This is a genomic window from Vibrio hyugaensis (assembly GCF_002906655.1).
Taxonomy (GTDB): Bacteria; Pseudomonadota; Gammaproteobacteria; order Enterobacterales; family Vibrionaceae; genus Vibrio; species Vibrio hyugaensis.
The window spans coordinates 2,221,358-2,234,956 of record NZ_CP025794.1; the positions used below are offsets into that span (position 1 = coordinate 2,221,358).

Here is a 13,599-nt window from a genome sequence, read left to right on the forward strand (position 1 = left end):
GCTACTCTACCCCTTACGCTTGTTCTTTCTTACACATTGGGAAGCCAAGAGCTTCACGCGATGCGTAGTATGCTTCTGCAACTGCTTTAGTCAGGTTGCGGATGCGTAGGATGTAACGTTGGCGTTCAGTTACTGAGATCGCTTTACGTGCGTCTAGTAGGTTGAATGCGTGACCAGCTTTTAGAATGCGTTCGTAAGCAGGTAGTGGCAGTGGCTTTTCAAGCTTAAGCAGCTCTTTACACTCTTTCTCACACTGTTCGAAGAAACCAAATAGGAATTCAACGTCTGCGTGCTCGAAGTTGTAAGTTGATTGCTCTACTTCGTTTTGGTGGAAGATATCACCGTAAGTCACGGCACTGCCGTCCGGTGCGATGTTCCAAACTAGATCGTAAACAGAGTCTACTTCTTGGATGTACATTGCTAGACGTTCGATACCGTAAGTGATCTCACCAGTTACTGGCTTACACTCAAGGCCGCCAACTTGCTGGAAGTAAGTAAACTGAGTTACTTCCATGCCGTTTAGCCAAACTTCCCAGCCTAGACCCCAAGCGCCTAGTGTTGGGTTTTCCCAGTTGTCTTCTACGAAACGGATGTCGTGAACAAGTGGGTCGACACCAAGAACCTCTAGAGAACCTAGGTACAACTCTTGGATATTGTCTGGCGATGGTTTTAGCGCTACTTGGAATTGGTAGTAGTGCTGAAGACGGTTAGGGTTTTCACCATAACGGCCATCAGTAGGACGACGTGAAGGTTGTACGTAAGCTGTAGACATTGGCTCTGGGCCAAGTGCTCGTAGACAGGTCATTGGGTGAGAGGTACCCGCACCAACTTCCATATCTAGTGGTTGAACAATGGTACAACCATTCTGAGCCCAATAATCCTGCAGCGCGAGGATCATTCCCTGGAAGGTTTTGATATCGTATTTTTGCATAAGTCAGGTTCGCGCGATTCTCTTATTACTCGTGAATTCGTCTCTTTTGTTGGGTTTTCTTGCCTCAACAATGGCGATTCAAAGTAATTACGGTTGAATAAATTAACAATCAAGTATACCCAGATATTGAGCATGGGAGTAGAGCTAATCTTGATTAATTCGTGGGCAATTTTCTCCTTTAATGGATTTTTACCGCGTTATCTGCTGAATTTTTCCTAAAAGGGAGTTTTCGCTGTCTTTCACTCTTGAGGTGATGGGGAAACATGGCTAGAATTGCGCCTGTCTTTGGGGAGTAGCTTACCCGATGAAATGTCTGTTTCATCTGGTTCGTTCGTCAACATAATTGGTGCAAAATCACCATGGCGCTCGAGACTCATCAACCCGATGAGTTTAGCAAGACCTTAGACAAATCATCACTAACCGGGGTGGGGCGTGAGATTTGTCTTAGGTTAAATATAATAATCCCGCCCCAATGAGCATGTCGTGAGCGTTTTAGCTATTTCAATTACTACTGTAGCGTTAGCAGAAATTGGCGATAAGACCCAATTGCTATCTCTATTACTTGCCAGTCGTTACCGAAAACCGATCCCTATTATTGCAGCAATCTTTTTGGCTACTATTGCCAACCACGCTTTGGCTGCATGGTTAGGTGTGGTAGTGGCCGATTATCTGTCTCCAGAGATCCTGAAATGGGTGCTGGTGATCAGTTTTATTGCCATGGCGGCGTGGGTGCTGATCCCAGATAAATTGGATGATGATGAGCAGATATCCAATCGCGGTCCTTTTATTGCCAGCTTTATTGCTTTCTTTGTTGCTGAGATTGGCGATAAAACTCAGATTGCCACTTCTATTTTAGGCGCGCAGTACGCCGATGCATTGAGTTGGGTAATTCTGGGTACGACGATCGGTATGTTATTGGCCAATGTGCCTGTGGTTTTGATTGGTAAATTATCCGCCGACAAGATGCCTCTTGGAGCCATTCGTAAAGTAACTGCATTCCTATTTGTTGCTTTGGCTATTGGTGCCGCGTTATTCTGATTTCTTGTCCGTAAATGGTGTGAATTATCAATAACTAGTCGAGTAATGCACAAGTTCAAACTCTGGCTCAAAATCATTCAGGACCGTGACGGATGACATATTAGTGTCATACTTGTCATGGTAATTTAATGGTGTGAATGATAGCGAGAGGGCAAGTTTATGCTTACACGTTACATGGGTATGACCCCAAAGAGTCAGAGTTATTTATTCACCTTTGGTTTAGCGCTGTGCTTGTTAGCTATGGTGCTGACTGATATGTGGTTGCCAATTGTGGCAGGGTCCTTCATTCTCACTGGTTTGACGGTGGAAGCGTGGATTCGGGTAGCTCACATTATTCCTATGCATGAAGAAATGCGTGCGATGAAGCAACAATTGAATAAGCTACAATCAGAAATTCGCACTCTAGAATACGATGAATAAAACAAACGGCAGCCTTTTGGCTGCCGTTTCAGATTGATGACGAACCCCACCTTTTTCGGTGGGGTTCTTTTTTATAAGCGACCGTAGGTCGCGATCGCGATATTTTTCGCTATACCAGATTTAATCTGTTCCAACTCTTAAACAAGTATTTAGAAGCTAATATTTGTCTTATTTGAGCCATATTGAACCCCATTTTTTGTAAATAACTCATTACTAGAGCTATCTTCTTGATGTTTTGAGCTGCGGCAGCTAACCAACACTGCATTTGCACTTTGCTTAGCCCACGGAAGCGGGCATAACGGTGTCCATGGTGCTGCTTAGCATCAGCGAAGCTTCTTTCTACCGTCTCACTTCTTCGTCTATACTTCTTCTTCCCATAGGGAGAGAGCCGCATTTGGTTCGCTCTCTCCACTGCATCTGTATAGATGTGTCTGGTGATGACTTTCTTCATGTTTTTACTTTGAGTACAGTCATTTCGCATTGGGCAGAGCACGCATTCTTTCGGGTCTGAGTGATACTCTCTATAAGCATCTCGTGACGTCGTTTTGTAGATAAGCGTTTGCCCATTTGGACATCGATAACTGTCACTCTCTTTGTGGTAGATAAAGTGCTTCTTCTTGAACGTGTTCTTTGTTCTTGATGGCCTACGGTAGCCGAACACACCTAAGATATTTCGGCGCTCTAATGACTCTGCCACGGGAGCGGTAAAATAGCCGGCATCGAGACCAACAGCTATAGGGTTAAGGTTGAACTGCTCTAGCGTGTAGTCCAGTCGTTCAATATAGGGTTGAGAGTCATTGATATTACCTGCCGTCGCATGAGTGTCGACGATGATCCCATGCAGACCATCGACGGTACGATGGTCAAGGTAGAAGAAGCCTTGTGGTTTATTGTCTCTCGTCATAAAACCACTTTCTGGGTCTGTAGTACTGACTTTCGTATTCTTTGTTTTAGGCTCGGATACTCGTGCCTTAAGCGACTTCTTTCCTTCTCGTTCTCGGTCTAATGCAACGTCTTCATCAAGCATGTCGAGGTAAGCACTGGCTCGAACGTCTCTGACCTCATTGGTGTGTTTATTTTTGTTAGCGTTTGCTTTGAGGTGAGTGCTGTCGGTAAAGAGTTGCTGCCCAGCGACCAAGCCTTTGGCCATAGCCTGCTCAACGATGTTGATAAAGATACGTTCGAATACGTCGGTATTATTGAAGCGGCGAATACGGTTTTGGCTCAGTGTTGAAGCATGGATAACCTTCTCCGTTAACGACATGCGCAAGAACCAACGATAGGCTACATTGACTTCAATCTCTTTAACGAGCTGTCGCTCGCTTTTGATTCCGAAGAGGTAGCCAATAAAAATGATTTTGAAAAGTCGAACAGGGTCAACAGGTGGTCGACCGTTATCTTGACAATAGAGGTGAGCGACTTGGTCCCGGATAAATTCGAAGTCTATGGCTTTATCAATTTTGCGGACTAAATGGTCTTTAGGAACTAACTGCTCCATCGTCACCATTTCAAATTCGTATTGTTGAGGAGAAGGATCTTGTAGCATATTGGAGTATCCATTTTTCGATACCCCTATTAGATCAAAGGTCTAGCCTGATGGCTAGACCTTTGTCAGCAGTCTGAAACGGCAGCCTTTTGGCTGCCGTTTTTGATCTTGCTGAGATTATTCCAAACCTTTCTTAATCAGGTACTGGTATGGAAGCTGTTCCGTTTGTGCCGCTATCAACTGGTGATCCATGAATCGGCAGAAGCTCGGGATATCTCGAGTCGTTGATGGGTCGTCTGCTTTCACTAGCAATACTTCACCATCTTGCATGTTTCGAATTGTCTTCCTGACCATCATCACTGGCTCTGGGCAGCGTAATCCTTCCGCCTCTAAGGTTTTTGTCGCCAGTTCAGGATTAAAACTCATAATGTGATTCTCGTAACTAACTGAGCGGTGAATTTTACTTTCGTTGAAAAAATATTCAATAACCACTTGGCAAACCGAATTTTTTGATTTACTTTAAATTAACAATTCGGTAACAACTGGCAAGGAGAGACGATGTTAACAGCGTTAGACAGACTGACTATCTATTCGGTTTTATGCTTCATCTCGTTTTGTGCATTAGTGCTTAGAACGCCAGCTGAGACCTCATTGATGCCTCTTGCAGGCATGAGTGCAACGATTATCGGGATTTGGATTGAGATGCACAAATGGTCAGGTGCATCAGAGCAAGAAAATTAGCACTTCTTGCTGTAATCGAAACCTATTGATATATACGCTCACCAAATTTAACGACACTTCATTCCGACACTATCCCCATTTTTCTTGGGCTTCCCCGCTGAAAGGCGGGATTTTTTTGCCTGTGATTTTCAAACCGCGTCCCCATTATAGACGGCATTTTTCTGTGATGGAGCTTTTTACTGATTCAGTTGTTAGTGTCCTAGGCAATAAGAATGAGCTAAAAAAATGCCCCAACCAACAGGTTAGGGCATTGAGTGTGTTACGGTTATCTCACGAGGTTAGAATATTTCTACTACAGGTAAGTTATCGCCCATTTCTTGAACGGGACGATCTTCATCGTAATCCAGTCCATTACCGACCGAGTAGTCATAGAGATAAAGGCTACCGGTTTCACCGTATTCACTGTATCCCCAACACTTCACGTCATGGTTATACAAAAGGGCACACATTTGGTAACCGCCGCCAGCGATATCAACCGCATAGCGATCGGTGCCGAGGTCAACTTCAGGAGCATTCAATGGCGTTTCACCAACGTCATCGCCCCACAGGATCTCTTGATCAAGACCCGCGGTGCCTTCGGTGCTGTCACCCCAACAGTTGAGGGTATGATCTTCAAACAGGGCACAAATCGCGCTGTAGCCGATTACCAACGTTTTGAGTGGCGCTGAGGTTTTCACATCAATAAAGCTAAGGCTGTCGCCCATTTCGTTACCAAAGTTGCCATTGTTATCAACGTCGACCCCAGCAACCCAATCGAAACCGCCTTTGCCTTCACATTCCACATCATTCAGCGCGTATTGGTTCAATTGAGAAATCAAATTGCTGTCAAACGAGGTGGTGCATTCTCCACGCGTTCGGTAGAACTCACCGTTATCCACGGAGCCATTGTCATTTTCGTCGATGAAGTACTCGATCGTGTAGCCCTGACCATTGTTACAGGTGTTCTCGGTAACTGACACCACGACGGGGCCGTTGCCATTACCACAGTAACTGAATTGCCAGTCTTGGCCTGCATCACCGATGTGATCATCACTGCGAGCTTGGCCACCTTGACCGCTACCGTTGTTGCCCCAACATTTCAAACGGTTGTTATCAAACGCGACACAGGTGTTCTCGTAGCCAGCAAAAATGTCGACAGGAATACCGTCGTTGTCAAGGTCGATTGCTTGCAAGAAATCGCCCATTTCGTTGGTATCATCGCCAATGTCGTTGCCATCGGGATCGTCATTACCGAGTGCATGATCCCCATTGTCGCCCCAGCATTTCACGCTGTTATCGGAAAGGATCGCACAGGTGTGTTGATAGCCAGCGGCCACTTTCACGGCGGTCAGTCGTACGCCAAGCGCATCGTTACCTAAATCTACGCTTGGCATGTTGTTGCCCAGTTCATCGCTGCTGTCACCAATGCTGGTGGTTTCACCATGGCCCAATCGACCACTGTTGCCTGAGCCCCAGCATTTTAAGCTGTCATCGCTTAAGATGGCGCAGGTGTGGCCTTCACCAATATCAAAGTCTTTGACGGTGAGGTTGTCACCGAGTGCAACGGCCGGAATGGCATTGCCCAGCTCCGCGGCGTCGTCACCGATGGTGTTACCGCCGTTCGCCACACGACCATTGGAGTCACTGCCCCAGCAACGCAGTTCGTTGGCGTCAGTCAGCATACAGCCGTGGTAGCCACCAATTTGCAATTTGCTGAAGACAAAGTCGCCAAGTTGTGACGATTGGATTTGCTCGGCGAGCGTGGTGCCATCTAGCTGGCCATTACTGTTATCGTCGATACCGTAAAGCACCATAGAACCACCCAGCGCACACAGTTGAGGAATGTCCATTCGCTCGGGTTCTGTCGTCAGGCGATTGAGGGTTTCGGTATTACATTGATTGCGACCTCCTGTCACTTCATCGTCACTCAGAATGCCATCAAGGTTGGTATCTGCGCCGAATTCAGTGCGAGTGCCACCCCAGTTGGTACAGTATGTGTCTCCCTTTTCAAGCGCTACGGTGTTCATGAGGGTTGGGTAGTTTTCATCGTCACAACGGTAGAAAATATCGGCTTCACCAAAATCAATACCAACTTCATCGCTGTCGCCTGTTGCAAACGCATAGCCGTTGTATCCCCAGCAGCGGACTAAGCTATCTTGGGTGATCATACAGGTGCCGTAATAGCTACCCGCAAGTTGTGCAGGCACAGGCTCAATCGCCAGTGAGGCGCTGGCTTGTGAGAAATTAATCCCATCACTGGTGGCAGTGAGGGTGAATGATTCCAGCTCTTCTTTGTCGGTATCATCTAGGATCGTGAGTGGGATCGGGTACTCACGATAGCCCGCGGTCAAGTCGACGCTTTCTGGTGCGCTAAAGTCTTGATCTTTTTCAGCATCGCCAGAGGTGGTGATGAGTACGGTTTGATCGGAGCAAAGTTTGTGCTCAAACACCACGCTGGCACTCACGTCACCTTGGTCTTCAAAGACGCGCTGTGAAGCAAATTGAATCGATGCGCTTGGCAAGGTTTCACCATTATCGGTGATGTTGGCAAAGGCACTGTAGTTGCCTTCATCGCTATTTACTTGCAGCAGCAGCATTTCGTCACATTCATAGGTGGCGTCACTGATCAAAGGAATGCGAATTTCTTTGCTGGTTTCCCCTGGTGTGAACGTCAGTGTGCCTGCCATAGCTTCGAAGTCTTCGTTGGCGGTAGCTGTGATACTGACGGTGCCGTAGGTGAAGTCGAGCGCATTGTCTTGAGCTTCTGACAATGAAAGAGTAAAGACAATATCATCATCGTTTTCATTCACGTTTGAGCCAAGTACACTTACTTCTAGTGGGTGGAAATCCTCGCCATTACACAGGTATTCACTTGATTGGATTTCATCGCTGTCGAGCACATCATTCCGGTTGAGATCCAGCCCTACATCGATTTTTGAACCGCCGTTGGCGCAGTTTGCGCCCGCCAATTCAGGGGTTATCTCAATTAAAGAGTTAATCCCGTCTTGACCATTGCTGCCATCGGCACCATCATTTCCGTCTGCTCCGTCTGCTCCGTCTGCTCCGTCTGCTCCGTCTGCTCCGTCTGCTCCGTCTGCTCCGTCTGCTCCGTCTGCTCCGTCGCTCCCATCCGCACTGTTTGAACCATTACAAATATAACGTTGATTGGTGATCTCACTGTCATCAAGTTGCTGGTTGCGATCGGTATCGAGACCGCTATTGATGATGGTGCCGCCCGTCGCACAGTCTGCACCGCTTGGCTCGTCGGTCAGTTTGATTAGCGAGAAGTAACCGGCGTTGTTGGCAAAAGTCGCGCTGTCATTACACAAATAGAATTGATACAGCGTTTCTTCTTCATTCAATTGACCATCGGCGTCATAATCAAAGCCAGTATCAATACGCTGACCACCGGTGACACATTGGCCGGCTTCCGCTTCCGCATGAGTTTGGAACAACGCGTTGATGGTTTGATTGTTGTCACTTTTATTACAGATCACCTGTTGGTCGGTCATTTCCTGATCACTGAGTTGACCGTCGCCATTGCTGTCGAAGCCTGTGAAAAATTGCTGACCACCGTAGAGGCAGGCCGCACCAGTAGCTATTTGTGTTGATTGGAAAAGAAAGGCGTTGGCGACATCGGAATTATTGGCCGCGTCGACGGGATTGCTGTCTCCACCACAGCCGGCCAGTACCAGAATGGGTACGGAGTAAAGCGCAAATTTTATCATCATGCATCCTTGCATCGTATGTTTATGTGAATTTATTTTATAAAATCATTTAGTTAGCGTTTGTTGTTTCTGATGTGTTAAATATTAACAAGGCCTGACGCCGATGCTCAAGGGGACTTTAATGCCTGTCTTACTTTTGAGATGAATGTGTTTAGTAAGTTAGTGTGGTTTCAATGTTCATATTGTGTGAGCATTGTAGTTGAAAGTAGAGTGGGGCAAATCGTGGAATTAGAAGACATCTATCGTCGAGATCTTAACTTATTGGTCGCGCTTCGCGTGCTAATTGAAGAGAGCAGCGTCAGCAAAGCAGCAACGCGTCTGAATTTAAGCCAATCGGCTATGAGCCGCGTACTCGGTCGATTACGTGATTTGCTCGGCGATCCGTTGTTTACACGCCAAGGTCAGCACTTAATACCGACGCAAAAGGCGTTAGAAATCGATCGCTCTTTGGGGGACCCTCTGGAGTCACTGCGCCAATTACTTTCTCCACGAGAGTTTGACCCGCGTAGCTGTGATCAAACTTTTAATATTGCCACGACGGATTATGCGATGCAGACCATTCTGCCTTTCGCATTACCACGTATCTATCAAGAAGCGCCGAATGTATCGTTTAACTTTTTGCCGCTGCAACACGATCGTTTGTCTGATCAGTTAACTTATGAAGGCGCGGACTTAGCGATTTGTCGCCCTACGGGGCCGGTTGAACCATTACGTAGTGAAGTGTTAGGGCGAGTCGGTGTGCTGTGTATGCTCTCTAAGCAACACCCTTTGGCGAATGAAGAGATGAGCTTAGACGATTACTTAAGTTACCCACATGCAATGATTGCGATCAGTGATGGGGTAAAAGCGTTGATTGAACAAGCCTTAATGGAAAAGCCAAAACGTAAAATGGTGCTTCGTGCTTATCATCTGGAAGCCGCGCTGGCGATCGTTGATACGTTACCCATCATCATTACGGTACCTGCGGATTTAGCTTACTTGGTTGCCGATCGTTATGATTTGGTGGTGAAGCCATTACCATTCCAATTCACGCCGTTTGAGTACTCAATGATTTGGCATGCTCGCTGTGAGCACTCGCCCGCTCAAGAGTGGTTGCGTGCAGTGGTTCGTGAAGAGTGTAGCCGGCTTATTGCCAAACGAATTGAAGACATGGGGTTGGGTTGATTTGATTGAATAATTGCGAACTTGTCCTAGTGTTTTAATTACAACCATAATAAAACACTAGGAAGTTCTATGAGCAAGCAACGCCACGGAAGCGCAGTGCTTTCGATGTCATTTTTGTCGCTCGGTTTATCTTTTTCTGTTGTTGCAGAGCAATCTGTAGTGGAAGTTTGTGCCGATTGCCATGGGCAAGATGGACAAGCGAGAGAAAACACCATCCCCAACCTATGGGGGTTATCGGAATCTTATCTAACAAGCCAAGTTAAAGCGTTTCGCGAACAAAAACGCACCAGCACCTTCATGCAACCAATCGTGCATGACCTCACTGATGAACAAATCAAACAAGCCGTCGCTCACTATGTAGCTCAGCCTGACGCTAAAACATTCACCATTAAATGGCGTGGTGAAACGTGGCCGGGAGATATATCTCTGGGAGAACAAATCGCATACAGCGGTAAATGGCAAGATAACGTACCTGCTTGCGTGAGTTGCCACGGCCCGAGCGGCGTAGGCGTTGACCCTTCCTTTCCTCGACTTGCTGGGCAAAATGCGGATTATCTAAAAAAAACAGTTGATGGCTTGGAAGCAAGACAAGCGTCCACCGGGTGTGCTGGGCTCTATGGTGTCGATATCTAAGGCGCTCAGTGACGAAGAAATTGCTGCGGTATCGGATTACTTCGCTAACCTAGGGGAGCAATGATTATGAATCGATACATTTTGTACATTGTTCTGCTTGCTCCTATGGTGATGGCTGAAGACGCCTACACTGAACTGCATGAGATAGGTTCGATGCGTGATCTTAAAGATAACGAAACGCATCATCAGCCTCAAGATTGGCAAAGTTTACCAGAGGGAGAGTTAGGCGAATCCATCAAACGTGGTTATTCGTTGTTTATGAACACGCAGCAGCTGCACAAGTCAGGTAAAGTGAACAACGGCATGAACTGCACTAACTGCCACATTGGTGGTGGTCAGGTAGCCGATGCCGCGCCAATGTGGGCTGCGTATGTTTCTTACCCCGCGTATCGTGGTAAGAATAAACGCGTGAATACCTTTGGAGATCGTCTGCAAGGCTGCTTTCTTTATTCTATGAATGCGAAAGATGGCAAACCACCAGAGGTATTGAGCCAAGAGATCAAAGACCTCAACGCCTATTCCTATTGGGTGTCGTTTGGGGGGGTGGTAGATAACAACCTACCCGGACGTGGATTTGCGAATATTGATAAACCAAAGCAAGAACCTGATTTCGCTCGTGGGGAAGAGGTTTATCAAAAGCAATGTGCGGTTTGCCATGCAGAAAATGGGCAGGGACGACAAGTTGCTGAGCGTTACGTGTTCCCGCCATTATGGGGCAAAGACAGCTACAACTGGGGGGCAGGGATGCATCGTATCAACACGGCAGCGGCTTTCATTAAAGCCAATATGCCGCTTGGGCAGGGCTATAGTTTAAGTGATCAAGATGCTTGGGATGTGGCGCTGTACATTAACAGCCATGAGCGTCCACAGGAGCCAAGGTTTAAGGGGAATGTCGAGCAGACCAAAGAAGCATTCCATCAGCACAACGGAACCTATGGTCTGCCAAGTCCGCTCGATAAGCACATCCTTGGCTCTCAAGCGTATTAACTCAAACGCAATACAGCAAAAAGCCGGCAATGAACCGGCTTTGTTTATTCTATCGAGTTGCTAACGCTTATAGCTTGATAACCACACGACCCGTTACTTGGCCGTTCGTGATGTCTTCTGCGTATTTTGGCGCTTCAGCTAGTTCTACTTCAGTACAAGCTTGTTCGAAGTAGCTGTCTGGTAGTAGCTCTACCAATTTTTCCCATGCTGCTGTACGTTTTTCAAATGGGCATGAAACAGAATCCACACCTTGTAGACGAACGTTACGTAGGATGAACGGCATCACTGTCGTTGGTAGATCGAAACCACCTGCAAGACCACAAGCCGCGACTGCGCTGTTGTAATCCATTTGCGCCAACACTTTTGCTAGTACTTTGCTACCTACGGTATCAACGGCACCTGCCCATACTTGTTTTTCGAGTGGGCGAGCTGGCTCTTCAAATTCAACACGGTCGATGATGCGGCTAGCACCTAACTTTTCTAGTAGCGGGCCATTTTGTTCAACACGACCAGTTACGGCCGCAACTTTGTAACCAAGCTGAGCTAGAAGCGTTACTGCTACTGAGCCTACACCGCCGCTTGCGCCTGTCACTAGGATTTCTCCTGCTTCAGGTTTGATGCCCGCATCCAATAGAGCCTGAACACATAACATGCCAGTGAAGCCTGCAGTACCCACCATCATTGCTTTCTTGCTGTCTAGACCTTTTGGTAATGGCACTAGCCAATCCGCTTTTAGACGAGCACGTTGAGACATGCCGCCCCAATGGTTTTCACCTACGCCCCAACCAGTAAGGACAACTTTGTCACCTGCTTGGTAGCGGCCGTCTTCTGAGCTTACTACCGTGCCTGCTAGGTCAATACCCGGCACCATCGGGAAGTTACGGATGATTTTACCTTTACCTGTGATCGCAAGGCCGTCTTTGTAGTTCAACGATGAGTAATCAACGTCAATCAGAACGTCGCCTTCAGGCAATTGTGTTTCATCGATTTGCTCGATGCTAGCGATAGTACGTTTGTCTTCTTGATTTAGAACTAGAGCATTAAACATAAGGTTCTCCGATTGTGCGGTAGCGTGACTCTGGGTCACATGCAGCAAGATATCAACTGGTGCTAAGTGTATGTCTTCTTTGTCTATGAATAAAATGAAACTTGAGCATTTAATGTATGCTTTTTATGCATGTGAGCAATGTTTGGCGCAAAACAAAGGGCGACATCAGATGCCGCCCTTAAGTGTAATACTAAAAATTTTCAGTATTGGTTCATTTGTTCGTGATTGTTGGGCTGATCACTACGACTTAGCGATTCTCAAGCAATCTAAGGTCGCTCAAATACGGTCGCAATCCCCTGACCTAAACCAATACACATGGTTGCGAGACCGTATTTTGCGTCTTTAGCTTCCATGAGGTTGATTAGCGTCGTTGAGATACGTGAGCCAGAACAGCCAAGTGGGTGCCCCAATGCAATCGCACCGCCATTGAGGTTGACCTTCTCATCCATTACATCAAGTAGGCCTAGGTCTTTTGCACATGGCAGAGATTGTGCCGCAAATGCTTCGTTTAGCTCAACCACATCCATGTCTTCAATTGATAGACCTGCGCGCTTAAGTGCTTTCTGTGTAGCTGGTACAGGACCATAACCCATGATGGAAGGATCGCAGCCCGCAATGGCCATGCCTTTGATGCGTGCACGAATCTTCAAGCCAAGTTCATTGGCTTTCTCTTCACTCATGATCAACATCGCTGATGCACCATCAGACAGCGCCGATGATGTACCGGCTGTTACTGTGCCGTTAGTAGGGTCGAATACTGGACGAAGTTGAGATAGGCCTTCAACGGATGTTTCAGGACGAATCACTTCATCGTGATCTAGAGTGAATAGCGTGCCGTCTGCTGCGTGGCCTTCAATCGGTAGGATTTCGCTTTTAAAGCGACCCTCTACGGTTGCAGCATGTGCACGAGCATGAGAACGCGCAGCAAACTCGTCTTGCTGCTCACGGCTAATACCATGCAACTTACCAAGCATTTCTGCCGTTAAGCCCATCATGCCTGCTGCTTTTGCTACCGTCTTTGACATACCTGGGTGGAAGTCCACGCCGTGATTCATTGGTACGTGTCCCATGTGTTCGACACCACCAATTAGACAGATTTCAGCATCGCCAGTCATGATGGCACGTGTTCCATCGTGTAGCGCTTGCATTGATGAGCCACACAGGCGGTTAACCGTCACCGCACCAATTTCAATCGGAAGACCTGCAAGCAAAGCGGCATTACGTGCAACGTTAAAACCTTGTTCTAGTGTTTGTTGTACACAGCCCCAGTAGATATCTTCAATCTCACTTGGGTTCACCTGTGGGTTACGCGCCAGAATACCTTTCATTAGGCGCGCAGATAGGTCTTCTGCTCGTGTATGACGGAAAGCACCACCTTTAGAGCGACCCATTGGAGTACGTAGGCAATCGACTACGACAACGTTTCTTGTTTGATTAGTCATTT

At 47.1% G+C, this 13,599-nt stretch carries 12 protein-coding genes; 6 read left to right on the forward strand and 6 right to left on the reverse strand.

Annotated elements, in window-relative coordinates:
• Positions 1-13: 13 nt before the first annotated feature.
• Positions 14-931: a glycine--tRNA ligase subunit alpha gene (gene glyQ / locus C1S74_RS10965; protein WP_045401012.1), complete on the reverse strand. Its 918-nt coding sequence runs from the start codon at positions 929-931 to the stop codon at positions 14-16.
• Positions 932-1,414: 483 nt separating this feature from the next.
• On the opposite strand from glyQ, the gene C1S74_RS10970 reads away from it, so the two are divergent.
• Together C1S74_RS10970 and C1S74_RS10975 are read left to right on the forward strand one after the other, a co-directional pair.
• On the forward strand, positions 1,415-1,969 hold the full coding sequence (locus C1S74_RS10970; RefSeq protein ID WP_045401010.1) for a TMEM165/GDT1 family protein: 555 nt from the start codon (positions 1,415-1,417) through the stop codon (positions 1,967-1,969).
• A gap of 159 nt (positions 1,970-2,128) precedes the next feature.
• Positions 2,129-2,389: a hypothetical protein gene (locus C1S74_RS10975; RefSeq protein ID WP_045401007.1), complete on the forward strand. Its 261-nt coding sequence runs from the start codon at positions 2,129-2,131 to the stop codon at positions 2,387-2,389.
• A 109-nt stretch (positions 2,390-2,498) separates the two neighbouring features.
• On the opposite strand, the gene C1S74_RS10980 is transcribed toward C1S74_RS10975, so the two are convergent.
• Positions 2,499-3,935: an IS1182 family transposase gene (locus C1S74_RS10980; protein WP_103415277.1), complete on the reverse strand. Its 1,437-nt coding sequence runs from the start codon at positions 3,933-3,935 to the stop codon at positions 2,499-2,501.
• A gap of 117 nt (positions 3,936-4,052) precedes the next feature.
• Positions 4,053-4,301: a sulfurtransferase TusA gene (tusA, locus tag C1S74_RS10985; RefSeq protein ID WP_005426051.1), complete on the reverse strand. Its 249-nt coding sequence runs from the start codon at positions 4,299-4,301 to the stop codon at positions 4,053-4,055.
• A gap of 132 nt (positions 4,302-4,433) precedes the next feature.
• On the opposite strand from tusA, the gene C1S74_RS10990 reads away from it, so the two are divergent.
• A complete protein-coding gene (locus C1S74_RS10990; RefSeq protein WP_005458692.1) occupies positions 4,434-4,616 on the forward strand; it encodes a hypothetical protein in 183 nt (60 codons plus the stop codon).
• A gap of 278 nt (positions 4,617-4,894) precedes the next feature.
• On the opposite strand, the gene C1S74_RS10995 is transcribed toward C1S74_RS10990, so the two are convergent.
• Positions 4,895-8,326 carry a DUF7151 family protein gene (locus C1S74_RS10995; RefSeq protein ID WP_156145315.1) on the reverse strand — a complete coding sequence of 1,144 codons (3,432 nt, stop codon included), beginning with the start codon at positions 8,324-8,326 and terminating at the stop codon, positions 4,895-4,897.
• A gap of 219 nt (positions 8,327-8,545) precedes the next feature.
• Here C1S74_RS10995 and C1S74_RS11000 point away from each other — a divergent pair, with 219 nt between their 5' ends.
• From C1S74_RS11000 to C1S74_RS11010, 3 genes are all read left to right on the forward strand, one after another.
• A complete protein-coding gene (locus C1S74_RS11000; protein ID WP_045398029.1) occupies positions 8,546-9,487 on the forward strand; it encodes a LysR family transcriptional regulator in 942 nt (313 codons plus the stop codon).
• A 69-nt stretch (positions 9,488-9,556) separates the two neighbouring features.
• Positions 9,557-10,120 (forward strand): c-type cytochrome, encoded by a 564-nt coding sequence (locus C1S74_RS11005; RefSeq protein ID WP_103415278.1) that lies wholly within the window; start codon positions 9,557-9,559, stop codon positions 10,118-10,120.
• A gap of 66 nt (positions 10,121-10,186) precedes the next feature.
• Entirely contained in the window at positions 10,187-11,107 is a 921-nt protein-coding gene (locus C1S74_RS11010; RefSeq protein WP_045398035.1) for a c-type cytochrome, read from the forward strand.
• A 67-nt stretch (positions 11,108-11,174) separates the two neighbouring features.
• On the opposite strand, the gene acuI is transcribed toward C1S74_RS11010, so the two are convergent.
• Positions 11,175-12,155 (reverse strand): acrylyl-CoA reductase (NADPH), encoded by a 981-nt coding sequence (gene acuI / locus C1S74_RS11015; protein ID WP_045398013.1) that lies wholly within the window; start codon positions 12,153-12,155, stop codon positions 11,175-11,177.
• 266 nt (positions 12,156-12,421) lie between these two features.
• On the reverse strand, positions 12,422-13,597 hold the full coding sequence (fadA, locus tag C1S74_RS11020) for an acetyl-CoA C-acyltransferase FadA (RefSeq protein ID WP_045398016.1): 1,176 nt from the start codon (positions 13,595-13,597) through the stop codon (positions 12,422-12,424).
• Between the last annotated feature and the right edge of the window lie 2 nt (positions 13,598-13,599).

Bases quoted from the DNA above. Each gene is read 5' to 3' on its own strand.
- glyQ (WP_045401012.1), bottom strand. From the start codon at position 931: ATGCAAAAATACGATATCAAAACCTTCCAGGGAATGATCCTCGCGCTG.
- C1S74_RS10975 (WP_045401007.1), top strand. From the start codon at position 2,129: ATGCTTACACGTTACATGGGTATGACCCCAAAGAGTCAGAGTTATTTA.
- C1S74_RS10980 (WP_103415277.1), bottom strand. From the start codon at position 3,935: ATGCTACAAGATCCTTCTCCTCAACAATACGAATTTGAAATGGTGACG.
- tusA (WP_005426051.1), bottom strand. From the start codon at position 4,301: ATGAGTTTTAATCCTGAACTGGCGACAAAAACCTTAGAGGCGGAAGGA.
- C1S74_RS10990 (WP_005458692.1), top strand. From the start codon at position 4,434: ATGTTAACAGCGTTAGACAGACTGACTATCTATTCGGTTTTATGCTTC.
- C1S74_RS10995 (WP_156145315.1), bottom strand. From the start codon at position 8,326: ATGATGATAAAATTTGCGCTTTACTCCGTACCCATTCTGGTACTGGCC.
- C1S74_RS11005 (WP_103415278.1), top strand. From the start codon at position 9,557: ATGAGCAAGCAACGCCACGGAAGCGCAGTGCTTTCGATGTCATTTTTG.
- C1S74_RS11010 (WP_045398035.1), top strand. From the start codon at position 10,187: ATGAATCGATACATTTTGTACATTGTTCTGCTTGCTCCTATGGTGATG.
- acuI (WP_045398013.1), bottom strand. From the start codon at position 12,155: ATGTTTAATGCTCTAGTTCTAAATCAAGAAGACAAACGTACTATCGCT.
- fadA (WP_045398016.1), bottom strand. From the start codon at position 13,597: ATGACTAATCAAACAAGAAACGTTGTCGTAGTCGATTGCCTACGTACT.